32 protein-coding genes and 1 pseudogene are annotated in these 23,241 nt (G+C 43.1%); all 33 read left to right on the forward strand.

Annotated elements, in window-relative coordinates; translation table 11 throughout:
* Positions 1-14: 14 nt before the first annotated feature.
* Positions 15-446, forward strand: a complete 432-nt coding sequence (locus tag H4683_RS09145) for a helix-turn-helix transcriptional regulator (protein WP_192598538.1) — start codon at positions 15-17, stop codon at positions 444-446.
* Positions 447-715: 269 nt separating this feature from the next.
* Positions 716-1,561: a hypothetical protein gene (locus H4683_RS09150; protein ID WP_192598539.1), complete on the forward strand. Its 846-nt coding sequence runs from the start codon at positions 716-718 to the stop codon at positions 1,559-1,561.
* Between the two features lie 48 nt (positions 1,562-1,609).
* On the forward strand, positions 1,610-1,882 hold the full coding sequence (locus tag H4683_RS09155; RefSeq protein WP_192598540.1) for a hypothetical protein: 273 nt from the start codon (positions 1,610-1,612) through the stop codon (positions 1,880-1,882).
* A gap of 132 nt (positions 1,883-2,014) precedes the next feature.
* On the forward strand, positions 2,015-2,860 hold the full coding sequence (locus tag H4683_RS09160) for a hypothetical protein (protein ID WP_192598541.1): 846 nt from the start codon (positions 2,015-2,017) through the stop codon (positions 2,858-2,860).
* 84 nt (positions 2,861-2,944) lie between these two features.
* Positions 2,945-3,403, forward strand: a complete 459-nt coding sequence (locus tag H4683_RS09165; RefSeq protein ID WP_225942002.1) for a terminase small subunit — start codon at positions 2,945-2,947, stop codon at positions 3,401-3,403.
* Entirely contained in the window at positions 3,393-4,685 is a 1,293-nt protein-coding gene (locus H4683_RS09170) for a PBSX family phage terminase large subunit (protein ID WP_192598542.1), read from the forward strand. Before H4683_RS09165 ends, H4683_RS09170 begins: the two co-directional genes overlap by 11 nt.
* Before the next feature lie 4 nt (positions 4,686-4,689).
* The gene (locus H4683_RS09175) at positions 4,690-6,081 is read left to right on the forward strand and encodes a phage portal protein (protein ID WP_192598543.1); all 1,392 of its coding nucleotides are present in this window, start codon (positions 4,690-4,692) and stop codon (positions 6,079-6,081) included.
* The gene (locus tag H4683_RS09180) at positions 6,059-7,654 is read left to right on the forward strand and encodes a minor capsid protein (RefSeq protein ID WP_192598544.1); all 1,596 of its coding nucleotides are present in this window, start codon (positions 6,059-6,061) and stop codon (positions 7,652-7,654) included. Before H4683_RS09175 ends, H4683_RS09180 begins: the two co-directional genes overlap by 23 nt.
* Positions 7,655-7,666: 12 nt before the next feature.
* Entirely contained in the window at positions 7,667-7,903 is a 237-nt protein-coding gene (locus tag H4683_RS09185; RefSeq protein ID WP_192598545.1) for a hypothetical protein, read from the forward strand.
* 137 nt (positions 7,904-8,040) lie between these two features.
* A complete protein-coding gene (locus tag H4683_RS09190) occupies positions 8,041-8,364 on the forward strand; it encodes a WDGH domain-containing protein (RefSeq protein ID WP_192598546.1) in 324 nt (107 codons plus the stop codon).
* Between the two features lie 64 nt (positions 8,365-8,428).
* The gene (locus tag H4683_RS09195; RefSeq protein ID WP_192598547.1) at positions 8,429-8,596 is read left to right on the forward strand and encodes a hypothetical protein; all 168 of its coding nucleotides are present in this window, start codon (positions 8,429-8,431) and stop codon (positions 8,594-8,596) included.
* A gap of 101 nt (positions 8,597-8,697) precedes the next feature.
* Positions 8,698-9,417, forward strand: a complete 720-nt coding sequence (locus H4683_RS09200) for a DUF4355 domain-containing protein (protein WP_192598548.1) — start codon at positions 8,698-8,700, stop codon at positions 9,415-9,417.
* 18 nt (positions 9,418-9,435) lie between these two features.
* Positions 9,436-10,392 carry a major capsid protein gene (locus H4683_RS09205; RefSeq protein ID WP_192598549.1) on the forward strand — a complete coding sequence of 319 codons (957 nt, stop codon included), beginning with the start codon at positions 9,436-9,438 and terminating at the stop codon, positions 10,390-10,392.
* 203 nt (positions 10,393-10,595) lie between these two features.
* A complete protein-coding gene (locus H4683_RS09210; protein ID WP_192598550.1) occupies positions 10,596-10,904 on the forward strand; it encodes a phage head-tail connector protein in 309 nt (102 codons plus the stop codon).
* Positions 10,905-11,222: 318 nt separating this feature from the next.
* A complete protein-coding gene (locus H4683_RS09215) occupies positions 11,223-11,660 on the forward strand; it encodes an HK97-gp10 family putative phage morphogenesis protein (protein WP_192598551.1) in 438 nt (145 codons plus the stop codon).
* On the forward strand, positions 11,660-12,013 hold the full coding sequence (locus H4683_RS09220; protein ID WP_192598552.1) for a hypothetical protein: 354 nt from the start codon (positions 11,660-11,662) through the stop codon (positions 12,011-12,013). Before H4683_RS09215 ends, H4683_RS09220 begins: the two co-directional genes overlap by 1 nt.
* A 13-nt stretch (positions 12,014-12,026) precedes the next feature.
* Complete coding sequence (locus H4683_RS09225; protein WP_192598553.1) at positions 12,027-12,257, forward strand: DUF2829 domain-containing protein; 231 nt, start codon at positions 12,027-12,029, stop codon at positions 12,255-12,257.
* The gene (locus H4683_RS09230; protein WP_192598554.1) at positions 12,257-12,679 is read left to right on the forward strand and encodes a phage tail tube protein; all 423 of its coding nucleotides are present in this window, start codon (positions 12,257-12,259) and stop codon (positions 12,677-12,679) included. The genes H4683_RS09225 and H4683_RS09230 overlap by 1 nt, the downstream gene beginning before the upstream one ends.
* A gap of 61 nt (positions 12,680-12,740) precedes the next feature.
* Positions 12,741-13,283, forward strand: a complete 543-nt coding sequence (locus H4683_RS09235) for an OB-fold protein (protein ID WP_192598555.1) — start codon at positions 12,741-12,743, stop codon at positions 13,281-13,283.
* Positions 13,284-13,344: 61 nt separating this feature from the next.
* The gene (locus H4683_RS09240; RefSeq protein ID WP_192598556.1) at positions 13,345-13,692 is read left to right on the forward strand and encodes a DUF6096 family protein; all 348 of its coding nucleotides are present in this window, start codon (positions 13,345-13,347) and stop codon (positions 13,690-13,692) included.
* Positions 13,693-13,745: 53 nt separating this feature from the next.
* Positions 13,746-14,093 (forward strand): hypothetical protein, encoded by a 348-nt coding sequence (locus H4683_RS09245; protein WP_192598557.1) that lies wholly within the window; start codon positions 13,746-13,748, stop codon positions 14,091-14,093.
* Positions 14,050-17,118, forward strand: coding sequence for a phage tail family protein (locus tag H4683_RS09250; RefSeq protein WP_192598558.1), 3,069 nt, complete (start codon positions 14,050-14,052; stop codon positions 17,116-17,118). The genes H4683_RS09245 and H4683_RS09250 overlap by 44 nt, the downstream gene beginning before the upstream one ends.
* A gap of 12 nt (positions 17,119-17,130) precedes the next feature.
* On the forward strand, positions 17,131-17,475 hold the full coding sequence (locus H4683_RS09255; protein ID WP_192598559.1) for a DUF6711 family protein: 345 nt from the start codon (positions 17,131-17,133) through the stop codon (positions 17,473-17,475).
* Positions 17,476-17,493: 18 nt separating this feature from the next.
* Complete coding sequence (locus H4683_RS09260) at positions 17,494-19,110, forward strand: hypothetical protein (RefSeq protein WP_338062439.1); 1,617 nt, start codon at positions 17,494-17,496, stop codon at positions 19,108-19,110.
* Entirely contained in the window at positions 19,111-19,506 is a 396-nt protein-coding gene (locus H4683_RS09265) for a hypothetical protein (protein WP_192598561.1), read from the forward strand.
* Positions 19,506-20,306, forward strand: coding sequence for a hypothetical protein (locus tag H4683_RS09270; protein ID WP_192598562.1), 801 nt, complete (start codon positions 19,506-19,508; stop codon positions 20,304-20,306). Before H4683_RS09265 ends, H4683_RS09270 begins: the two co-directional genes overlap by 1 nt.
* An 11-nt stretch (positions 20,307-20,317) precedes the next feature.
* Positions 20,318-20,674, forward strand: coding sequence for a hypothetical protein (locus H4683_RS09275; protein ID WP_192598563.1), 357 nt, complete (start codon positions 20,318-20,320; stop codon positions 20,672-20,674).
* Positions 20,667-20,813: an XkdX family protein gene (locus tag H4683_RS09280; protein ID WP_192598564.1), complete on the forward strand. Its 147-nt coding sequence runs from the start codon at positions 20,667-20,669 to the stop codon at positions 20,811-20,813. The genes H4683_RS09275 and H4683_RS09280 overlap by 8 nt, the downstream gene beginning before the upstream one ends.
* A 134-nt stretch (positions 20,814-20,947) precedes the next feature.
* Positions 20,948-21,085: a hypothetical protein gene (locus H4683_RS09285; RefSeq protein ID WP_192598565.1), complete on the forward strand. Its 138-nt coding sequence runs from the start codon at positions 20,948-20,950 to the stop codon at positions 21,083-21,085.
* Between the two features lie 111 nt (positions 21,086-21,196).
* On the forward strand, positions 21,197-21,451 hold the full coding sequence (locus H4683_RS09290) for a hemolysin XhlA family protein (RefSeq protein ID WP_420826551.1): 255 nt from the start codon (positions 21,197-21,199) through the stop codon (positions 21,449-21,451).
* A 1-nt stretch (position 21,452) separates the two neighbouring features.
* Positions 21,453-21,734: a phage holin family protein gene (locus H4683_RS09295; protein ID WP_192598566.1), complete on the forward strand. Its 282-nt coding sequence runs from the start codon at positions 21,453-21,455 to the stop codon at positions 21,732-21,734.
* Position 21,735: 1 nt separating this feature from the next.
* Positions 21,736-22,503, forward strand: coding sequence for a peptidoglycan recognition protein family protein (locus H4683_RS09300; RefSeq protein WP_192598567.1), 768 nt, complete (start codon positions 21,736-21,738; stop codon positions 22,501-22,503).
* 556 nt (positions 22,504-23,059) lie between these two features.
* Positions 23,060-23,241, forward strand: a pseudogene (locus H4683_RS09305) (group II intron reverse transcriptase/maturase); the annotation flags it as partial.

Raw genomic sequence — 23,241 nt, forward strand, 5'->3', positions numbered from 1 at the left:
ATGGGGGCGAACTTATGACGGAGAAGCAGATTGAGCAGTTATTGAAGGATTATCATTGGATGATTAATAGCGTGAAGATTATGAGGGAAAACTTGAATGACATTGGCGTGGGATTGACTGCTCAGTATGGGATTGAAGCAGTGATGCCTAAAGCACAAGGTGAAACGAGTGATCCGGTGTATCGAGAGGTAGTAAGGCGCAGCAAGCATCATGAAAAAATCATTGGCTATGAAAGTAAAGTGAAAATGATTCAAGAGCGCATTCATGTGATCGAGGATGTGAGGGAAGCTGAAGTTCTCCATTGGATCCTCGAGGGGAAAGGATACTCTTGGATAGCGCGGCATATGGGGTTATCTCACACTCATATTAAAAGGCTGAGTGCATCAATTGCAAAACAAATGGTCGAATATGTTCATTATGTTCAAAACGTTCAAAAGTGCATTTAGTTCAGAAATATCTTGTTATGAAAAAAGCTGATACCATGGAAGGTAGGTCGGGGAGTTGGGTGGTTTGAGGGTTTGAACTACGTCGATGTCCCCATTAAATATGAATGTTTATAATGCTCACAAAGCGTTGGTGTCACTATCTTTGTAGGGTTAAAAATGGTATAATAATTATACGGATAGAGAGGGCTTAATTACCCCAATCGAATCGGCAACATCCTGATTGCCTTTCCGTATTTATTTCAACAGGACAACTGCAGGAGGTTTTGATAATGGGTGATTTTATACCGGAATCAGTAAGAATAATAGGCGAAATGAACTTTGAGGGCAACATAATACCTCATGAATGGTATAAACATATTCGCTTCAAAAATGGAAAAGTAGACATAAACGCTATCATCATATTGTCGGAGATTGTTTATTGGCATAGACCCACACTTGTGAAAGATGAAAGTAGCGGTCAAGTGCTGGGTTACAAGAAGAGATTTAATGCTGACTTATTACAAAGTTCTTATGATAGCTTTGCTGAACAATTCGGATTTACGAAAAGACAAGCATCGGATGCTATCAAAAGGTTAGAGGATTTTGGATTGCTTGAACGCGAATTCAGAAACATATTCGTAAACGGCATGGCGATATCAAATGTGCTTTATATTAAGTTGAATGCTCACGAAGTCGTTGATATTACAAGGAAATCAGACCCCTATCACGTTGTAACGTCAGAGGGTGCACTTCCTAACGTAACACCTAAAACGCTAGAACGTCTGACGTATACAGAGAGTACTACAAAGATTACTACAAAGACTAAAGAGATTAAAAGACACATCATTTCAAAAAATGACGGATATGTTTTAAGCTCCTATATTTCAAGATATGAGGACAAGTTCAAAAAAGAACATCCAACCGTGCGATTAGATCAACTTGAAGTTGTTAAAGAATTTATAGACGACATTGAATCAATCTATGATATCGATAGCGGGAAATGGGATGATATTATTGATTATCATTTCAAGAACTTATCATCGAAGAATAATGGTAGCGTGTTATCATTCGCTAGTGGAGATTCAGCCCAAGGGGCAGTAAGGCGTTACATCGAAGAAATTGAATATGTATTTTAAAGGATTTACACCTTTTTTGGCGAATGATGTCAGTGAGGAGGTGTATTGATGTTCAAAACAAGTATCCAAGGAGCAATTTGCTATGAAGTAAAGAATTATAGGTATGTAGCTGCGGGCAGAAATATGGCTGAGTTCGAATTATTAATGTTCGAAAACGGACAAATAGGAACTCAAGGAGAAATTCTTGCGACAAAAGAAAGTTTTTCTCCTGGTAAGGTTTATGAAGATATCGACGTGGCGGTACAAGAAATGATTGATATCATAGAAGAAAAAGTGAAAGATGATGATTGGGTAAAGAAAACACAACAATATTCATTTTAAAGCATCTCTCCGGAGGTGCTTCTTCTATGACAAAAAATGCAACTGGGATGATGTGGGTGCTGCTTGATGTGCGGGTGTTCTTTTTATTCGGAATTAGGTATGATGGATTAAAAGAATAGTGGGGGATTTAAGTTGAAACGAATATTATTTTTATTTATGGCTGCTATGATGTTAGGTGCTTGCGGAAACGATGCAGCACCGAAGGAAGAAACACCGAAGATAGAGCCGGTTGCGGTTGAAAAAGAATCAATTGAGGTTACGATGAACGTTGAACCGGTCATCCAAGAGGACGGCAAAGTTTATTTCCTTGGAAAAACAAACTTGCCGGATCATGCGGAATTGATGTTTACTGTTACGGGTGATGATTTCATGGGTCAAATAAAAGAAGTGATTATAGATGGTGCGTTTGAAACGGAAAGCTTCAGTGAAAAAGGTGAAGCTTTACCGGCTGGCGAATACGAACTTTCAGTAACTCTTTCAATTCCATCTACACAGGATAAAAAATTCACAGAAGTAGCCGGAAAAGATTATGAATTTTTAACGGGCAATCTTATGGATGATGATGGAATCGGAAAGTCTATGGAATACGAATTCACGTTTGCAATCGAACAATCAAAAGCTAAAGAAACAGTTAAAGTCGATGAAAAAGAGAGAAATATGACTAATGAAGAACTCATGGAAATCTTGGATTACAATGCACTTGGTGAGAATGATGAATTAGTTAGTGTATCCATTGAAGGTGACGAAATTAAAGCAGTTATCAAATTAGCGCCGCATGACATACTACCAGCAGAAAATGTTGCGGGGGTATCTTATAGCCAAGCTTCGGATGAACTTCTTACTTTTGGATATTGGAAAGTTTTAACAATTGAATACGTAGATGTTGGAACAATCAGCATGAATCGTTCGGAAAAGGAAACGAACGAATATGATATGGATTATTTTCCGACAGCAGAAATCGAGAAACGATTGAAATAAATATCAATTAAATAAAATTAAAAGCATCCTTGGGGGTGCTTTTTCTATGTCGTAAAATGCAAATAGCATAATGAGGTGATGCCATTGAATGAACGAAAAATGACAGTGAAACAACAAGCTTTTGCAGATAACTACATCGAGTTAGGAAACGCCACAGAAGCTTATTTAAAGGCCTATACGAATGTTAAGAAGGAAGCGACAGCAAGGGCAAATGGAAGTAGATTGCTAACAAATGCTAACGTTTCTGCTTATATAGAAAATCGTATGGAAGAATTGAAGTCCGAACGTGTTGCTGATCAACAAGAAATCCTAGAGACACTGACAGCTGTACTGAGAGGAGAGGCGAATGGTGCGGCATTAGTTGGTATGGGTATGGGTGAGCAATATATGAAAAAAGATATGAAGCCTTCTGTTGCTGAGCGTGTGAAAGCGGCTGAATTGTTGGGTAAACGACACAAGCTGTGGACTGATAAAGTGGAGACGGAAGTAACTGGCGCTGTTCAATTCATCGATGACATAAGCGGTGATGGAAATGACGGCTAAAAAACTATCCGAATTCCTTCCTAAAGCGTTCCATCCGGTTTGGCGAGCTGCTATTGCAGAAGAGATTCTAAACATCGTCAGTAAAGGTGGTCGTGGGTCGGGTAAGTCGTCTGATGTTGCGCATGTCATTGTTCAGTTGCTAATGCGCTACGCAGTGAATGCAGTCGGTATCCGGAAGGTCGATAATACGATTGAGTTGTCCATCTTTGAACAAATGAAATGGGCCATATCAGAACAAGGTGTTTCCCATCTATTCAAGGTTAATAAATCACCTATGCGGATCACGTACCTTCCAAGAGGGAACTACATGGTGTTTCGTGGTGCTCAAGAGCCAGAACGAATTAAATCATTGAAGTCCGCAAACTTTCCTTTTGCTATTGCATGGCTTGAAGAATTAGCTGAATTCAAAACAGAAGACGAAGTAACAACCATCACCAACTCCTTATTACGTGGAGAATTGGACGATGGTCTTTTTTATAAGTTCTTCTTCAGTTACAACCCACCAAAGCGTAAACAATCGTGGGTGAATAAGAAGTATGAGACGTCATTTCAGCCTTCTAATACGTTAGTTCATCATTCGACATACCTAGACAACCCGTTCATCTCCAAACAGTTCATAACGGAAGCGGAGGCGACCAAAGAACGTAACATGCGCCGGTACGAATGGGAATATGAAGGAAAGGCAGTTGGTTCAGGAGTGGTCCCATTCGATAACTTGAAAGTGAAGGCAGGAAGCATCACAGATGAAATGGTTAAGGTCTTTGACAACATCCGACAAGCGGTTGACTTTGGATATGGTCCGGACCCATTAGCGTTTGTCCGATGGCATTATGACAAGAATAAGAATGGTATTTATGCCATTGATGAATTTTACGGACAAAAGATTAGTAACAGAGAATTAGCGAAGTGGATAAAAACAAAAGGCTACGAGAGTAATGATATCGCTGCCGACTCCGCTGAACCTAAATCTATCGATGAATTAAAGCTTGAACATGGTATCAGGCGCATCAAAGGAGCGAAGAAAGGCCCTGACTCGGTTGAGTACGGCGAGGAGTGGCTTGATGACCTGGACTTTATTTGCATCGACCCGTTACGTACTCCGAATATCGCAAGAGAGTTCGAGAATATCGACTATCAAACGGACCGTGATGGTAATCCGAAAGCACGTCTCGAAGACAAGGATAATCACACGATTGATTCCACACGATATGCGTTTGAAAGTGATATGAAGAAGAATAACAAGGTACGAGTAAGTAGTAAATCAAAACTAGGATTGAGGTGATTACATGGCAATCAGACGTGACAGGGACTTGATAGAAGACCTGGGCAACATCCCCACGGAAATAATATCTAACTGCATCGAGGAGCATCTGAGCGGCGTCCCGCGGCTTACTAAATTGGATAATTACTATATTGGTGAACATGCGATATTAACGCGAGAAACCAACGAAGAGATGCAGCTACCAAACAATAAAGTTGTGGCGAATCATGCAAAATACATTACGGACATGGCGACGGGGTACGTATTCGGTAAGCCTATCAAGTATGAAGGCGATAGCGTGGAAGCAATAACAGAAGCATTTAAGCTGATCGATATTGTCTCTCATGATTCGGAGTTATCGAAGGACTTATCAGTGTTTGGTGTGGGGTTGGAACTGAATTTCATGTCATCTGACGAGGTGCCGATTCCTAAAGTCACCGTAATAGATCCCCGGCATATCTTTCTGGTAGAGGATGATACGGTTGAACATAAGCCGCTGTTCGCCGTTCATTATTACGAGAAGCGAGACATTAAGAATGAACCAATCGGGTTTAGTGTAATGGTGTACACGGAAACGAACGTCACGAAATACTTTATCAAGGAAGCGGACAGTACGGACTTCGAACTGATTGAATCTGAACCGCATTTTTATAACGCAGTCCCCGTTGTAGAGTACAGCAATAACGAGGAGCAGCAGGGCGACTTTGAACAGCAGTTAAGTCTGATAGACGCTTATAACATCATCCAGTCGGACAGAGTGAATGATAAAGAGCAACTGGTAGATGCCATCTTGATGGTCAAGGGTATAAGCTTCGGCGATGATGCGACTGAACAGGCAGAGACTGCTAGAATGTTAGCGACGCACAAGATACTTGAATTGCCCGCGGCTGATGCTGACGCTGAATGGCTAACTAAGACACTTAATGAAACACAGGTTGAGGTCTTGAAGGATGCAATCAAATCAGACATCCATGAGTTCTCGTTAATCCCGAATTTGACTGACGAGAATTTCGCATCCAACAGCTCGGGAGTGGCCATGAAATACAAACTGTTTGGCTTGGAACAATTGGCGGTCATCAAGGAGCGTTACTACACGCAAGGGTTGCGAAAGCGGCTGGCGCTATTTTCAAACATCCTGAACGTCAAGGGACAAGCATCTGACGTGTCCGATATCGTTATCTATATGTATCGCAATCTCCCAGAAGCCGATGTAAGTATCGATGAGATTGTTAAGCTGATTGATTTCGTGAGTAATGAGACGTTGCTTGGATTGCTTCAATTTGTAGACGCTCCGGAGGAAGAAATTGAACGTGTTCGAGAGCAGTTGAAAGAGAGGTCAGAACGTGAACAGAAAGCGTTCGGGATGCCGTTTGACGATGCGGATGTGATTGAAGATGACGTTAAAGAAGCCGAGTAACGCTTACTGGGATAAGCGAGCCAATGCAAGGATGGCAAAATATCACCGGGATGCTGATGCGACTGTAAAGACGGTAACTAAAGCTTACGACAAAGCGCAAAAGGATATGGCGTCGGAAGCTGAAAAGATATTCGGTAAGTTTGCGAAGGACGGAAATCTGTCGACAGAAGAAGCCTGGAAGCTGCTGAATGAAACGATTCCGAAAGCTGAATGGACATCGATAAAAGCGAAGATAGGCGACATTAAAGATCCAAGGATTAAACGTCAAATGTTGAACCGTCTAAATGCTCCTGCATACAGCGCACGTATTACTCGTTTAGAAGCGTTAAAAGAAAATACGTATCTACAGTCAAAGATTATTGCAGACGCTGAAATTCAAGCGAGTACAAACGGTTACATCGGAACGATTAACGATGCTTATTACAGAACGATGTTTGACGTTCAAAAGGGTATTGGAGTAGGATTTGATTTTGCGACTATGCCGAACCGCACCATTGAGACAATTCTTAAGAATCCGTGGTCCGGCAAACAGTTTTCATCCCGTATTTGGGATAACACGGATGTACTTGCCCAACAAATAACAGAGGTTATTACGGCGGGGTTTATGAGTGGGACAGGAACGCGGCAAATGCGTTCCGAACTCATGGAGCGGATGAACGTAGGCAAGCATGCAGCTAATCGTCTTATCCGGACGGAAACAACGTACATGGCGAATGCAGCTGAAACCGAAAGCTATAAAGAAGCAGGCATTGATGAGTATATGTTCCTCGCTACTTTGGATAACAAGACGTCCAAAAAGTGCCAAGGTCTCGACAGAAAGATATTCAAAGTTAAGGATGCGATGGCAGGATTAAACCTTCCCCCGATGCATCCTTTTTGCCGTTCGACAACCCGAGCCTATTTAGGTGAAAAGTTCATGCAAGGTGCACAGCGAAGAGCGAGGAATCCGGTCACAGGTAAAAATGAGCTTGTTCCAGCGAGCATGAATTATCCTGAGTGGCGTAAGAGTATTGATGATAAGCACGGCAAGGATCAAGTTGATAGGATAGAAAAACAGGACAAGAACAAAGCGACTGACAAGAAGCAATTTGAGAAGTACAAACTTATTTATGGAAAAGACTTAGGGGCTAAAAACTTTGCTGAGTTCCAAGATCTGAAGTACAATAAGGGTGAAACATGGGAGAATATAAAGAGTCAAAAACAACAGGTTTTGAATTCAACAGATTACCGGGATTCTTTCAAAGGTAAGTTTGGTAATAAAGAAGTTAGAGAATGGTACATTACCCATGATAAAAATATAGTGGGGAATCTGGACAGGAATAGCAGCATTAAAGAACAGGCTGTCCAAGCACATTCAGCAAGAAATAAGTACAGGACTGAAGCTCGCTTGATGATGAGTGACAGAAAGCAAGCTGATCTGCTAAATGAAACGCAAAAGAATCTGACCCTGGATGAATTGGTTAAAAGTAAAATGGACCGTAAAGGTTTATCGAAAGATGAAGCGTATGCGGACATTATTGAAACCGCAGGAAAAACGAATAAAAAGGTTAATGAAAGATTCAAACTAGAATAGGTGGTGGTTGGCGTGAAAGTATATGACGTGTGCAATGTGACAGACCGGGATCTTTTTGAAAAATGTTTTGAAAAACTAAAAAAGATTGAGGATTTTAATCCTGAAGGCAAGGTACTAGAAGATGTCGACGGTTCCCTGTTAGCCGTATTTAAGTACCAAGGCACGAAGGTAGTATTATTAAATGATGAGCAGATCGGAGCGTTATATATTAAATCGGAAATGGATATAGAACATTTGATATTCAATTAAGCACTTTCAACCGTATCCCGGTAGAGAGTGCTTTTTATATTATCTAGAAAGGGGAATTCTACCCATGTAAACCAGATATCTTTGAAGCCACCTATGAAATCGTTGAACATGACAATGACTGAAAGGAAGTGGTCCATATGAAGATTGACGGCAATACATCAGATGGCTATCACACGTTTGACGAACTTTATCATCATCGCATGATTCTATTTTCGATTATTTGTAATCAAAACAAAAGGCGTGCTTGGAAGAGTAAGAAACACAATGACGGAACTATGTACGACAACTATTTCATTGTCGGCATTACGACACCAGAAGGTGATTACACATATCACTACCACTTAGACAACTGGCACTACTTTGATGTAATGGAAGTATCATTTGCGCCGGAATGGGACGGTCACAAGCCAGAGGATATTACACGTTTATTATCTTTAATTGCTGATATAGCAGGAAGGTAGGGTGATCCATATCTCGGTTCGCTACTCCGTTATGTAGCCAATTAAATCATGAAGGAGGATGACTATGAATTACAAAGTATTAATCGCTAATGGCGACAAGTTAATCGATAAACGTATTGTCGGTGTAGGGGATATCTCGATAAGTGATGGTGCATATCTTTTATACGACAGAGCAGGTGGTTTAATATTCACTGCGCCATTCGATTCTGTTATTTATATCGCGTCAAGTTAAGTCGCTGCTTGAGCGGCTTTTTCTTCTGTCCAAAACGTGCCTACGACACTAAAAGACGCATGGATAAAGCCGATGGGCGTAAAACAGTGGAGGTAATTTATATGAAAATCATTATAATGTTTATCGCTTATATTTATTCATTTTTCACAGAACAGGAACAGGTCGAGCCAACGCAGAGAAATCCGAAGCTTCCTTTGAAGTTGGATATTCAGTTCTTCGCGGATCCAGAAGACCCACCAAAAGATCCTGCTGATCCAATAGATCCACCACCTGCTGATTCACCTACGAAGATTGAGTTCTCGGCAGAGCAACAGGCTGAACTAGACCGTATCTTGGGTGAGCGATTAGGCAAGGCGCAAGCGAAGTGGGAAAAGGACTTAGAATCAAAACTTGAAACAGCTAAAACAGAAGCTGAGAAGCTCGCCAAAATGAACGCCGACCAGAAGGCGGACTACGAACGGCAGAAGCGTGAAGACGAAATGACTAAGCGCGAAGGCAATATTACACGCCGCGAATTGCGTGCGACCGCGCTTGAATCGTTGGCTGAAAAAGGTCTTCCGAAACAGCTTGCTGACATCCTTGTATTCACGGATGCTGAATCAACTAATGCGAGTCTCGACGCGGTTGAAAAGGCATTCCGCGAATCGGTTGAAGCAGGTGTAAATGAAAGGCTGAAAGGTAAACCACCGAAAGATGGAACAGGTGGCGGTGGACAAAAGAATCCGTTCAAAATCGGTCCTGATTACAATCTAACGGAGCAAGGAAGAATCATGAAAGAAAATCCAGAGTTGGCGAAGCAGTTAATCGCATCATCTAAATAAAAGGAGAAGTGAAAACAAATGGCAAAAACTAAAATCGCAGACGTAATCGTTCCAGAGGTATTTAATCCTTACGTAATCAATCGAACAATGGAACTATCAGCGCTACAAGCATCAGGTATTATCTCAAACAACCCTGAACTAGATGCACTAGCGCAAGGCGGAGGTAAACTAATCAACATGCCGTATTGGGAAGACTTGACGGGCGAGGATGAAGTGTTATCCGACACTACTGCTTTGACTCCCCAGAAGATCACGGCAGGACAGGACGTTGCGGCTCTATTCCTACGCGGTAACGCTTGGAGCGCGAACGATTTAGCATATGTCATGGCAGGTTCGGATCCTATGGCTGCTATCGGTGACCTGGTAGCAACGTATTGGGCGCGCCGTCGACAAGTGCTACTGTTTGCGATGCTGAAAGGTGTATTCGCGTCACCTTCAATGACTGATAACACGCACGATATTTCAACAGGTACAGGAGCAGCGGCGGTGTTGTCTGGCAGTACTTTCCTTGATGCTAAACAAAAGCTAGGGGATGCAGCAGATCAATTGACCGCTATCTCCATGCACAGTTTGGCATTCACGCATTTGCAAAAGCAAAACCTCATTGAGTTCATCCCGGACTCGGAAGGCAAGGTTCAGATACCGACGTACTTGGGCCGTCGCGTGATTGTGGATGACGGACACGCAGTCACGGCAGGCGTCCATACATCATATTTGTTTGGCGAGGGAGCTATCGGATTAGGCAACGGATTCCACCCAGAAGCAGTTGAGACAGACCGTGATAGCCTTGCGGGTGATGACATCTTGATCAACCGTCAAGCGTTCGTCCTACACCCACGTGGCATTGAGTTTAAGAATACAACGGTGGCAGGACCAACACCTTCCAATGCTGAGGTTGCGCTTGCGGCGAACTGGAACCGCGTATACGAACCAAAAGCAATCCGCATCGTGAAGTTTAATTACAAATTGGAATAACAGAAGGGGCCCAACGGTCTCTTTTTTGTTTATAAAGAAAGGGTGATTAATAGTGTCAGCAACAGCATTTCAGCGAATGAGACGCGAACAGGCAGCTAAAGCAGAGCAAGAAGCGGCAATCAAGGCAGAGCAAGAAGTCAAGGTGAAAAAACCAAAAGGCGACAAGTAAACCTTTCCGCAATAAAGCGAAGGGGGTTAACAAAATGGAACAACTCGAAAAATTAAAACTACAACTCGGAATCAAAGACGATAAACAAGATGACTCATTAAAATTAATGTTATCCGATGTCGAATCCGAAATACTCGTATGGACGAATCGGGATATTCTTCCTGCATCCCTTGAATCAACATGTCGACAAATCGCAGTAATTCAATACAACAGTCAAGGTGTCGAAGGGCAGTCTAGTCATTCAGAAGGTGGTATCAGCCGTACTTTCGAAACGCTTCCTGACTCTATCAAGTCTAAAATGAATCAACGTAGGTTAGCTAAAGTGGTGCGTTATGCGACTTAGACAACGCGATTTAAAAACATATTCGGTCTATCGCAAGGTGGTTGTCAAGGAACCCGACGGAACGACTTACGAGGATGTAGATCCAGTAGGTCACACCGTCCAAGCAAATGTCCAACCCGCCGGCGGTAAAGCACTGATCGAGATATACGGCGAGCGACTCGCGTACATGTTAACCGCATACATCGAGTTAGGTAATGACATTCAGGAGACTGACGGAGTGTGTATCTATGTCGCTCCCGATGCCATTCCGGATTATCGTGTAGTCGCTATCAGACGATGGAATACACATTGGGTAATTGATCTAGAGAAGGTGAGAACATGAATGGCATGGATAGTCTTCTTCGGAAGTTGGATGTGCTCGGCGGGAATAGTAAGCAAGCACTTAAAAAAGGCATACACAAAGCGATGAAGCACGTTCAAGGGGATGCAAAAGATCTTGCTCCTGTCGCGGCAATAGATGGTGGGCAATTGAGAAACAGTATCAAAGGTGAAACCGAAGTGAAAAGCGGGAAAATCATCGGTAAAGTGTCTACTAATATCTACTATGGTCCGTATGTTGAGTTCGGAACGGGACAACGAGGGGCAGCGTCACCAAGCCCTCCAAAGTCACCAGAGAATGTGAACTATAGGCAGGATTGGACAGGGATGGACGCTCAACCCTATCTGTATCCAGCGCTCAAACAAAATGAGGACAACGCCAGAAACATCGTCAAGGAACATGTGAAAGAAGAAATACAAAGGGTGGCGAGAAGCTGATGTATGACGCGAAACCGGATGTATTCGCTTTACTTTCAACAATCCCAAACGTTACCGTTTCTGATCAATTTCCTGTGAGTCCGGCCGAAGCACCGCATATCACATTCAAGGAAGCTGACAACTCGAATTATCGGAATATGCGCGTGGAGGTCCAGTCTGAAATCATCTTTGTAATTGACGTATGGCATACCCGATCAACGGGCGCCCTTGCCACAGAAGTCAACGAGAAGATGACGAGCATTGGTTTCCTTCGTGCTTTTTCTGCTGATTTAAACGATCCGTCCGGGATGAAACGGAAGACAATGCGTTTCCGTGGCGTGGTCGATAAGAGAACGAATTTAGTACACCAATAAGGAGATGAACGAATTGAATTTCGGACAAGCGATTGAAGCGTTAAAAGCAAGGCAGAAAGTGGCACGTAAAGGATGGAACGGCAAGGGTATGTGGCTTGCACTCATTCCGGCGGGTAATGCGGAATTTAAAGGCTACTCTATGCAAAATTGTATCGGTATGAAAACAGCCGATAACAATATGCAACCAGGTTGGTTGGCTTCACAGGCTGACATTCTAGCGGAAGATTGGGAGGTTGTTGAATAATGCCAGGACTATTATCGAAAGACACGACACTAAGCGTTAAGTCAGGAACAGGCGGTGCGTACAAAGTTTTGGAACACCTAATGGAAGTTCCTGAAATGGGTGGAGACCCCGAGAAAGTAGAGGTCACTACACTTTCTGATGGTGTTAAAAAGTACATCAACGGTGTCAAGGATTTGGGGGATTTATCGTTCAAATTCCTTTACGATAACGAGAAAGTGGACAGCAACTACCGTGTGCTGAAAGCCTTGCAGGACGCAAATACAAAGGCCTCTTACAAGGTAGAATACCCGGATGGTACAGGGCATGAGTTTGAAGCGTACGTTAACGTGAAAATGGATTCGGCGGCAGTGAATGCGGCTATGACGTTTTCAGCTGGCATGTCCTTACAGAGTGATATCACCGTGACCAATCCAACACCTTAATTGGCACTTACCTCCTTGGTGTGGTAGAATTTTCACACAAACCAACTTTGGAGGCGAAGAAATGGATGAAAAATCAAAGAAACCTATTCATAAAAAATGGTGGTTTTGGCTCATAATCGTTTTTGTCTTAGGCGCAGTTATTAACTCCCAGAACAAAGACGACGAGAATCGAGCAGAAGAGGCTACGCCCGCAGTCGTAAAAGCTGAAAAAACTAAAGATAATCTTAAAGTTGAAAAGGTCGAAAAAGCCAAAGTGGAGAAGCCTAAGGCGAAAGAGAAACCAAAAGCTGAAAAAGCGATAACAATATCTGCGCTTAATCTATATAAAGCCTATGACGATAATGAAGTGGCTGCCGATCAGAAATACAGAGACAAACAGCTGGAAGTTAGCGGAAAAGTGAAAGATATCGGAAAAGATATCTTTGATAAAATCTACGTCACGATAGATACAGGCGAGGTCTTAGGGAGTGTTTACGTATCATTCGCAAAAGGTCAAGAGGGCAAGATTGCAGACTTGAAAAAAGGCCAAAGTCTAACGGTAGAAGGCAAGTGCGGAGGCTTCACAGCTCTATCAGTAACGCTTAAGGATTCGAAATTCAAATAAGTTTAATATGCAGAAAAGCACTCTCAATCGGGAGTGCTTTTTATTATGAGGAGGAAAATTGATGAAATACGCATCTCTAAATTATGGTGGCGAAGAGCTTAAACTACGCATTACAGCAGCGGCGACAATCGACTTAGAAAAGAAACTAGGAGGAAGAAATCCCTTAGATATTTTAATGGGTATAGAGAACGGGAACATGCCATCAATCAGTAGCGTATTGCTCATTCTTCATTCGTCTGTACAGAAGTTCCACCACGGATTCAAGTTTGACGACATTGTAGATTTGTATGACGTCTATGTAGAGAATGGAAACTCCTATACGGATTTATTGCCGGTGTTAATCGAGGTCTTTAGAGTGTCGGGTTTTTTCCCGAAGGGGGCTCAAGGAGCGGAGACGGCGAGCCAGTAAAAAACTTAACAGAACTATTTGAGAAACTGTATCCCGTCGCATGTGAATGCGGAGTGGATGCAGTTTCTTTTTGGGACATGACGTATGCGGAAATATCCGCCGCTATCGAAGGGTTTAATAAGCGACAAATGCACGATATGCGAGCGCAAGCAGTCGTTGCTTTTCGACAAGCTGATTTGTTGGCCACTTTAATCAGTAAGGTATTCGGGGGTAAACAGGCAGCCCCTGCAATCCAAGAAGCATTTCCGGGCATTTTTCCTGAACTTGAACGTCAGGCTGAAAAACAACAGAATTGGCAACTCATGAAAGCTCGAATCGAAGCGTATGCAGCCGAAAAGCGGAAACGAGGTGAAGCCCGTGGCAACAACGCTGGAAGAACTACAGATTCTGATAACGTCTGAAACATCCGGACTAAGAAATGAAATGAATAACGTTAAGAAAGAAATGAGCGGACTCGATAGAGCGGTTAAGAGTTCAACAGATGGCATTAAAAAGGCATTTAAAGTCGTAGCGGTTGCAATTGCAGCACTCGGCATCGGGAAATACGTCAAAGATGCCGTTATGGCGGCAAGTGAACTGGAAGGTGCATTCCTCGGATTGCAAAGTATTGTTGAAGGCCAAGGGCGTTCATTTTCGAAGGCTAAAGGATTTATCGACGGGTATATCGCCGACGGGCTTGTACCTCTTACTGACGCGGTTAATGCGTACAAAAACTTAGCGGCTAGGGGTTACGATGACGAGCAAATCAAGCAGACCATGGACAGTCTTAAAGATGCCGCGGCGTTTGGTAGACAAGCTGGACTGTCGCTCGGTGAAGCCGTCGCGACTGCTACGGAAGGTTTGAAAAATGAAAATTCCGTCCTTGTCGATAACGCTGGCGTAACAAAAAACGTTGCTAAGATGTGGGAAGACTATGCGGCCACGATTGGTAAAACAACTAAAAATCTAACCGATGCAGAGAAAATCCAAGCAGAAGTTAGCGGAATCATGAATGAAACTAAATTTCAAATGGGTGATGCGGCGAAATACGCTGACACTTTCGCTGGAAGACTAGGACTTTTAAACAAGACGCTCGGCGACATTCAAGTCAACATCGGACAGGCGTTTATGCCTATCGCAAACTTTATCATCCCGATTCTTCAAAAGTTGGCGTCCTGGCTTGTTCGAGTAACGCAGTATTTCAAGTATTTCATGCAAGCATTTTTCGGTGTTTCGAAATCGCAGAAACAAGCAAGTTCAGCAGTAGGTGGTGGAGTTGCGGCGCAAGATTCATACGGGACGGCTGCTGAAAACTCTGGGAAGAAGGCTGAAAAAGCAGGCAAGAAAGTCAAAAAGGCAGCAGAAGAAGCCAAGCGGTCAGTTGCAGGATTCGATGAAATTAACTCTCTTTCAGATCCCTCAAAAAGTTCCAAAGGTGATTCCGGAGGAGGTTCTGGCGGGGGTAAAGGTGGAGGTGGCGCTGGCGCAGGTGTCGGTGCGGATGATTTAGGTATGTTGGATTTAGATATGCCAGAAATCGACACGGAAACGATTCCTGCAGAAATCCAAGCGATGGCCGACAAAATAAAAGGTATTTTCAAGGATATGTGGGGCGGACTGAAAGACACCGGCTCACTATTTGCTGATGCTTTCAGTGGAATAGGTCCTGCACTCCAACCACTCTATGACGCCGTCAGTCCTATTAAGCAGTCGTTCAAAGAGATTGGCGGAACGCTAAGTCAGATGTTAGACGAGTTTCTGAAGCCTGCCGCAAGCTACATTCTGTTCGATTTTATCCCTAGCATCGTAACCGGATTCGTGAAGGATTTTGCGCCCGTATTTGCCGACGTGGCAGTTTGGAGCATGGATCTACTTGCTCGAACCTCGCAAAACGTCACTGATGAGATGATCAGTTTATGGGGAGGCACGATGCTTCCATCGTTAGAAAAAGTCAAAAAGGCTTGGATGGATGCGAATACCTCAGTCGCAGGATCGTTGCAAAGTTTGTTAGATGGAACGATAAAGCCGTTGGTAGATTATATACTTAATAAATTTATCTTGCCTATCGTAGCGCAACTTCTCAAGACATTTGTTCCAATATTCACTGACGTCCTGGTATTCGCTATGCAGCTGTTTTCCAAGACATTTAAAAACCTCACAGATACACTTAACAATTTAACATCAACCGTTATTCTTCCTGCACTGGAAAAGATTAAAAATGCATTCTTGGACATGGTTCCAAGAGTCGGAGATTCCCTCCAAAAGCTGTTGGATGGTACTCTCAAACCCTTTGTAGACTACTTGCTTAACGATTTCGTTATTCCTATTGCAGATCAAATCATCAAAACTCTGGTGCCGATATTTACGGATGTCTTGGTTTTTGCGTTCGAAGAGGCAGCAAACGCTTTCGAGTGGGCCGCCAACATGATGAACGATATCTATAAGACGGTTATTAGGCCCGTTTTCGATTTAGTTAAGAAAATCGTAATGGATACACTGAAGATTATTACGGATCTTTGGGATAAGCACGGGGAGACGCTATTAAAGAACATATCCGAATTGTTGAAAGGCATCCGGGATACTTTCCAAAATCTCTGGGATAAGATTCTGAAACCCATCATCCAACCATTTCTCGAGATGCTTACGACCTTATGGGATAAGCATCTAAAAGGGATGATTAAAGCAGTAGGTGATTTCATCGTGAAACTAGTGAATGCTGCTTTGGATATTCTGAACAAGTTCATCCTCCCTATCGTTAATTATTTAATTGACGAACTCGGACCAACCTTCGTACTCGTATTTAATGCTGTTGCCAGCATAGTGGGAAGCGTATTCGGTATTATTTCTGATTTGATTGAGGGTAACATGAAAATACTTGGAGGGCTTATAGACTTTATTACAGGGGTATTTACAGGCGACTGGAAAAAAGCGTGGACTGGTGTAAAAGATGTCTTCAAGAGTGTTATTGAAATGATTTCGGGAATTTTCAAAGGAGTGTTGAACATCACTATCGAAGTCATCAATACCGGAATCGGATCTACTCTTGGCGCCATCAACAAAATGATTCAAGGTACGATAGATTTAATTAATAATATTCCTGGTGTCAAAATCGATTTGAAACCAATCCCGATACCAAGAATACCGAAACTAGCTCGCGGCGGAATTGTTGACGGGGCTACTAATTTTGGTAACTATATCGCTGGTGAAGCAGGGGCGGAAATGGTTGTCCCGCTTGAAAATACGCCATTCGTTGATAAGTTGGCAAGCGCACTAGGCACCGCAGTTATGGCGGCCATGCAAATGGGTGGAAACAATCAACAGTCGCAAGGGAATGACAGTGGCGACATCATACTAAACGTTGACGGGTCTACTTTTGCTCGGATTCTCAATCCCTACCTAGCAAGAGAAGAACGTCGAATAGGGTCAACAATAATCCAACCAATCTAAAGGAGTGGGAACATGCTAAATGTTAACGGAGTGGCCATCCCCACTCCCTCTGATTATTCAGTGGGTATTCTTGATATTTCAAAAGCAGAAAGGAATGCCAGGGGCGACATGATTATTGAGCGAATCACGACCAAAAGGAAACTGGAAGTGGGTTGGCGCTATCTAAGCAAATCTGATTTGCAGAAGGTCATGAATGCAGTTAGTCCAGTATTTTTCAAGGTCGAGTATTTAGATCCTCAGACCAATTCGCGTAAGACTGGAACGTTTTACGCCGGAGACAGAAACGTTGGCGCGCTTGATTATATGGATGGTAATATCCGATGGAAAGACTGCAAATTCAGTCTGATAGAAAAGTAGGTGGTTTGATTGATTGAAGTGAGTCGGGAGTTTAAGCAAGCAGTTTATGCGCCTATTCGGAAATCGGCTGCTAAAGTCATTTTTGAAATCCTGGATAATGCTGCTTACACGGATGCTACGATTACCGCAAATACAGAAGCTGAGATTAGTAGAACGGGGCAACTCGTTAATAAAAATCGTAATATGGCCCACAAGTACGCAACGTTTGAGGGGGATTATTTCCGTTTGGACGGCAGTTTCCGAATCCCTCCACGCCCGGGTGAAGACGGCAGTGAATTAGGTTGGTGGAGTGGGGAGTTGTGCGGCGCTGATGGCGTGTTCGCTGTCCCGCAGACCATCACACTATCGTTTACTGATCCGCACGATTCGATGGGATTAACTGTCCATTTTGATGCGGTAGCCAACGAGTATGCGACTGACTTTGATATCGATGTGTACGATGCAGATAACGTATTGATTGCATCTGAAAAGGTAACCGACAATATGGATACCTCTTATGTGTGGGTTAGCGGCCTTGATGCGTACCGAAAAATCGTTATTACGGTACGAAAATGGGGAAAATCGTACCGCCGCGCTCGAATTGTAGAAGTAGACTTTGGCGTATTTCAAGAGTACCAGGGAGACAAACTGGTCAAGGTGAACTTGATCGAGCAGATGAATGTGGTCGGGGATACGCTCCCGGCCAACGAAATAAAGTTCACGATTGATAACTCAAGTAAAGAGTTCAATATCCTTAATCCATCCGGATTCTATCGTTTTTTGAAAGAACGACAGGAATTGTCGCTCGGCATCGGGATCGAGATTGAAGAAGGTGTTTTCGAATATGTGGATACAAAAGGGTACTACTTAGTCGATTGGCAATCCGATGAAGGGGCGCTTACGACGACCTTCACAGCTAGAAACATTTTTGAATTGATGGAAAAGGACTATATCCAATCTGCAACTGGTAATCTATTCGTTTTAGCTGCGGACATTTTGACCAAGGCAGGCGTGACCGATTTTATTATCGACGAATCTCTGAAAGATATTCCTACGACGGGATTTGTAGAGAAAATAACATATCGCAAAGCACTTCAATGCATCGGCATCGCGAGTAAAAGCGCGGTACGCCAAGAACGCGACGGATCAGTTATTGTCAAGCCGTTCGTACTCTTAGACGAGAGTACAAGCTACATCCATTTTGCAGGCCCTGACATGTTCGCAGGTATGGTTACGCCAACCGTATATAGCGGTTACGACATGCTCAATATCACGTTCGACAACGTTTTCAAAGAGCCTCAAATCAATCTTGATAAACTGATCCAGTCGCTCGTTATGACGGTGTACGTCAATGGCGCAAAAGAGGAGCACGTTTTTCTTAATCCGGAAACGGACGAGGGGACAAATCTGAAATGTGATAACCCTCTTATCAACTCTTTAAGTCTTGCAACATCAGTCGCGGAATGGATCATCGGTGAAAGCAATTTAAGGGCACTCTACCAAGTCAATTGGAGGCAGAATCCGGCACTTGAATGCGGTGATATTGTCATTATTGAGGATAGTTTTGGGGCTGAAAAGCAATCCAGAATCACCAAACAGGAATTTGAATTCGCCGGATACTTAAGTGGCAAAACAGAGACAAAAGGCGGTGTTTAAATGTGGATGACACCTAAGTTAGATTGGAACTCTGCTGATTTTTATAACTTCGGAGACTTGAATCGAGTCGAAAACAATACGGAAATAGTCTCTGGCCTTGTCGGCTTTTTTGTCGTTTTGCCGCCCCTCACTTTCGTAAAGAACCGCGACATGAAACGTATTGAATTTGCCGACAGTTTAAACCGTGTTGAAAGCAATCAAGATGCGTTGCGACAACGTTATACTCCTGTTGGATGGTTGCAAAACAAGCTTGATTGGGAAGCGAATGTTGCGTTTTCCTTTAATGATGCCCGGCGGCTAGAACACAATTTAAACTTGCTATATCAGCACTACAAAGGTAACACGGAAATCGTGCCCATTTGTGGTGCTTTTATTTGTGGAGAGGAGGCAATTTAATGGCGTACATTCCAACAGATTGGAAGAATCGTGAAGTTGAAAGGCCGCGGACATTTACGATACAAGACAACCCAGATGGCACGAAAACATTAATACCAGCCGAAGGAGTCATATCTGAACCAGGCACGCCGATTATGGCAACTAACATGAACAATATAGAGGGTGAACTTGTGATTTTAGACGCCCATCTTAGGGATACGAATAACCCACATAAAGTTACATCATTTCAGGTTAACGTACTCGAATTGGTGCCTACTGCCGCAAACGAACCTACATGGTACCCGTCGGGTATATCGACTGGACAAGCTAATCCAGAAAGTGGTTTTCCGGGTTGGGGTAGTATTACTCATTTTAACTATGCTGGTATCGCTTCTGGATGCTTTCAAATATATTCGCCTCATAGCTGGTCTTACGGAACCGAGTTGCAATACCGTATGTGGGCAGTAGATGTCGGTTGGACACCATTCAAGAAAATTGTGTCATCTGAGCTACCTGAGCGGATACCAGTCGTTTTAGGAGCTGGATGGACTAACTTTAGCAACTCGTATGAGCCATTAAATTATTATAAAGATTCGTTCGGCGTGGTCTATGTGACTGGCATGATTAGCGCTGTCGATGGTGCCCCTAATTTGGTTACAACGTTGCCAGAAGGGTATAGACCATTTAAAAACGCACTTTTTTATGGACAAAAAAATGGAGATTACGCCTCAGAATTGATGTGTAGATCAGATGGTCAACTACTCGTTACTGGATTACGTCCGATGGTGACGTCCGTAAATATGTATTTTAGGACAAGATAAGGAGGGGAAATATGCAAATTGAAGCCTATAAAGTAAATAAAAAAGGGCTAGTTATATCTGTACGTTTGGTAGAGGTTGATAAAGATTATGTACCTATCAACGCTGACGAAAAGGATTATATTACAGTCCAACAGCCGCAACCAAACTTTTATATTCCAAAGTGGGATAATGAAATCGAAAAGTGGACGGAAGGTATGTCGCAAGAGGAAATTGACGAGCTGAATAAGCCGCAAGACCGTCCATTAACGGACATCGAAGTGCTCGGTCAACAAATGGTTGAGAGAGAATTAGAAGCAATGACGCAAGGTCAGCAAATAACTGACATCGAATTAAAACTAGCCGAGAGGGGTGGTGTTGTAAATGTTTGATTCACTTTTTGAGTCGTTGAAATATCGCTACCATAAAAACTGGTGCCGTAAAGACCAGCTGGCACGATTTGTTAAGTTGGGTGCGATCACGCCGGAGGAATACAAGGAAATAGCAAACGAAGCTTACAGCGCCGAATAAGGGCGTATTTTTTTATGTCGATTTTGAACGTCCATAACGGGCGTTCTTTTTATGGCAATAAAAACAATGAATAAATTACTGTTCTTGAGAGATGATAATAACTGTTGGGAATATAAATTATTGGAGGAACCATAATGAAGGGAAAATATTTAGCCTGGCCATTGGCGGTAGTATTACTATTAAGCGCTTGTGGAGAAGAGAATGACGCGGATAATTTTGAAGTGGAGGATCCATTGTTGGAGGACGGCGGGGAGAATGATATAGGTGCTTGACAATAAAGAATTTCATGACTAAGAAGTTATGATTAACAACGCAATTGAATAAATATAGTTCAGAACGTCCACACGGGCGTTCTTTTTTAATACAAAAAATGGAGGTGCGGAATGGACTCAATGAACGAAATGCTATCTGACATACGGGAACGGATGGTGAGAGTCGAAACCAAAATCGACACAATGACAGAGGTCCAGAATACCGCTGACCGTGCAAAAGAGACTGCTGCTGAAGCTTTATCCAGTACTCGGTCTGCACATAAACGAATCGATAAAATTGATAATGCGATATTTTGGTTATCAACAACAGTAGTCGGCGCTGTTATTACTGGCGCTATCGCTTTTATTATGAAGGGTGGAATTTAAAATGAAAATCAACTGTAAAGTAAGAATGAAAAATCCGTATTTTGTTGCACAAATTATCCTGGCTATTGGCGTTCCGGTACTCGCTTACATGGGGTTGACGGCGCAGGATATTACGACCTGGGGCAAGTTGTTTAGCATTATCTTTGATGCAATATCTAATCCGTATGTTTTGGGTCTCGTTGCTGTAAGTTTGTACAATGCGGTGCTTGATCCGACTGTTGCTGGGATGTCGGATAGTGAGCAGGCACTTAGATATGAACGACCGCGGAAGGGTGTGAAATGATATGCGCCTACTTAAACACGGCTCGAAAGTAGGTAACGCTACCGTCATTGTGGACATCATCCAAAAGGGCAATCCAGAGATCCGTCCTGGAACCTCGATGAAGCCAAAAAAGATTACTACTCATAACACGGGTAATGCAAGCAAGGGGGCAAACGCTAAGGCACACAACACCTATATCCATAACTTGGCCAGTTACCATCCCAAGGACACGACACACGTTTCATGGCATATCTCAGTCGATGATATGTGCATCTATCAACACATCCCGTTCGATGAGACTGCATGGCATTGCGGGGATGGTAGCGGTGTTAATTCGGGCAATCGAACATCTATCGGAATTGAGATATGTGAGAATCCCGAAACGAATACAAGGCAGGCAGAAGAGAATGCGATTGCCCTCACGGTGTTGTTAATGAAAGAGTTTGGAGTGGGATCAATCGACGTTGTCCCACATCAGCACTGGAGCGGTAAATATTGCCCAAGAGTGATTCTTAAACGAGATGAATCATTCACTTCATATCGCAATAGAGTGGCTGCCGCATTCAGCGCACCGAAAAAGGAGGAAGATGAATTGAAATTTTCAAGCCCAACTTTAAAATCTGAAACAGAAACATCTTTGTTAAGCAAAGCGCATCGTCAAATCATTGTGGATGCAGCAGTTAAGGCAGGGGCGTATTCGTCATGGGTTGACAAGTTGGCGAATGGCACGCTCACTGATGCGGACGTCTTGGGATTAGCGGTTAAGTATACTGTTGCAGTAAATAAGTAAGATAAAAGGCGACTACTCTTAATTGAGCAGTCGCTTTTTTTATTGTGTGCCCGGCATGGGTAATCGCTAGGTGGTGAAAGTCCACTACAGGCTTGGCAGTAGGAACTGTTAGCAGAAGGCAAGGGTGTCCTCCGCGAGGAGGAATCTGAAGGAAGCTGTATGCAAATTCTCGAACTGACGAACAGAAACTATATAAAAGGCTGAATTGGGACGGATGAGTCTGCGATACAAGACAAAGTCCAATACTGCCCGAATCCCATACAGTAGATATAGCAGTTACATGAGAAGAAAGTGATTATCCTTACCCGGGGAGGTCTCACGGACGAGTGAAAACTCGGTTGAAATAAGATTTGTCGTGAGAAGTCAGCAGAAACCATAGTAGTTTCCTTACGGAAATGAAGGGTGGAACAATCTTAAATCTTGGAAAACAGGGAGGTGTAGACATCACCGTCAAAGCACAGCAAACATCGTGGTAATTACCAAGAGATGGCTGCCTATAGAGAGATAGGTTGGAAACCGAAGGGGACATAGGAGCGTGCAGGGATGTCGCATGGATATGAAAGAACAAGATGGTATCAGCTTAATCGAACAGGTTATTGCAGATGATAATCTTTGGAGGGCCTACAAGAAAGTCAGGAAAAACAAAGGTGCCCCAGGAGTGGATGGCATTACAGTCTACCAACTGAAAAGTCATATGGAGAAATATTATCAACCTTTGAAGGAAAAGCTGAAGGATGG

The sequence above is a fragment of the Sporosarcina limicola genome (assembly GCF_014873855.1).
Lineage (GTDB): Bacteria > Bacillota > Bacilli > Bacillales_A > Planococcaceae > Sporosarcina > Sporosarcina limicola.

What these genes read in the sequence shown, in the direction of transcription:
- H4683_RS09190 (WP_192598546.1), top strand. Translation starts at nt 8,041, where the DNA reads ATGAAGATTGACGGCAATACATCAGATGGCTATCACACGTTTGACGAA.
- H4683_RS09200 (WP_192598548.1), top strand. Translation starts at nt 8,698, where the DNA reads ATGAAAATCATTATAATGTTTATCGCTTATATTTATTCATTTTTCACA.
- H4683_RS09265 (WP_192598561.1), top strand. Translation starts at nt 19,111, where the DNA reads ATGTGGATGACACCTAAGTTAGATTGGAACTCTGCTGATTTTTATAAC.
- H4683_RS09215 (WP_192598551.1), top strand. Translation starts at nt 11,223, where the DNA reads ATGAATGGCATGGATAGTCTTCTTCGGAAGTTGGATGTGCTCGGCGGG.
- H4683_RS09295 (WP_192598566.1), top strand. Translation starts at nt 21,453, where the DNA reads ATGAAAATCAACTGTAAAGTAAGAATGAAAAATCCGTATTTTGTTGCA.
- H4683_RS09175 (WP_192598543.1), top strand. Translation starts at nt 4,690, where the DNA reads ATGGCAATCAGACGTGACAGGGACTTGATAGAAGACCTGGGCAACATC.
- H4683_RS09240 (WP_192598556.1), top strand. Translation starts at nt 13,345, where the DNA reads ATGAAATACGCATCTCTAAATTATGGTGGCGAAGAGCTTAAACTACGC.
- H4683_RS09210 (WP_192598550.1), top strand. Translation starts at nt 10,596, where the DNA reads ATGGAACAACTCGAAAAATTAAAACTACAACTCGGAATCAAAGACGAT.
- H4683_RS09285 (WP_192598565.1), top strand. Translation starts at nt 20,948, where the DNA reads ATGAAGGGAAAATATTTAGCCTGGCCATTGGCGGTAGTATTACTATTA.
- H4683_RS09195 (WP_192598547.1), top strand. Translation starts at nt 8,429, where the DNA reads ATGAATTACAAAGTATTAATCGCTAATGGCGACAAGTTAATCGATAAA.
- H4683_RS09180 (WP_192598544.1), top strand. Translation starts at nt 6,059, where the DNA reads ATGACGTTAAAGAAGCCGAGTAACGCTTACTGGGATAAGCGAGCCAAT.
- H4683_RS09230 (WP_192598554.1), top strand. Translation starts at nt 12,257, where the DNA reads ATGCCAGGACTATTATCGAAAGACACGACACTAAGCGTTAAGTCAGGA.
- H4683_RS09150 (WP_192598539.1), top strand. Translation starts at nt 716, where the DNA reads ATGGGTGATTTTATACCGGAATCAGTAAGAATAATAGGCGAAATGAAC.
- H4683_RS09255 (WP_192598559.1), top strand. Translation starts at nt 17,131, where the DNA reads ATGCTAAATGTTAACGGAGTGGCCATCCCCACTCCCTCTGATTATTCA.
- H4683_RS09145 (WP_192598538.1), top strand. Translation starts at nt 15, where the DNA reads ATGACGGAGAAGCAGATTGAGCAGTTATTGAAGGATTATCATTGGATG.
- H4683_RS09235 (WP_192598555.1), top strand. Translation starts at nt 12,741, where the DNA reads ATGGATGAAAAATCAAAGAAACCTATTCATAAAAAATGGTGGTTTTGG.
- H4683_RS09275 (WP_192598563.1), top strand. Translation starts at nt 20,318, where the DNA reads ATGCAAATTGAAGCCTATAAAGTAAATAAAAAAGGGCTAGTTATATCT.
- H4683_RS09220 (WP_192598552.1), top strand. Translation starts at nt 11,660, where the DNA reads ATGTATGACGCGAAACCGGATGTATTCGCTTTACTTTCAACAATCCCA.
- H4683_RS09270 (WP_192598562.1), top strand. Translation starts at nt 19,506, where the DNA reads ATGGCGTACATTCCAACAGATTGGAAGAATCGTGAAGTTGAAAGGCCG.
- H4683_RS09205 (WP_192598549.1), top strand. Translation starts at nt 9,436, where the DNA reads ATGGCAAAAACTAAAATCGCAGACGTAATCGTTCCAGAGGTATTTAAT.
- H4683_RS09280 (WP_192598564.1), top strand. Translation starts at nt 20,667, where the DNA reads ATGTTTGATTCACTTTTTGAGTCGTTGAAATATCGCTACCATAAAAAC.
- H4683_RS09300 (WP_192598567.1), top strand. Translation starts at nt 21,736, where the DNA reads ATGCGCCTACTTAAACACGGCTCGAAAGTAGGTAACGCTACCGTCATT.
- H4683_RS09290 (WP_420826551.1), top strand. Translation starts at nt 21,197, where the DNA reads ATGGACTCAATGAACGAAATGCTATCTGACATACGGGAACGGATGGTG.
- H4683_RS09170 (WP_192598542.1), top strand. Translation starts at nt 3,393, where the DNA reads ATGACGGCTAAAAAACTATCCGAATTCCTTCCTAAAGCGTTCCATCCG.
- H4683_RS09155 (WP_192598540.1), top strand. Translation starts at nt 1,610, where the DNA reads ATGTTCAAAACAAGTATCCAAGGAGCAATTTGCTATGAAGTAAAGAAT.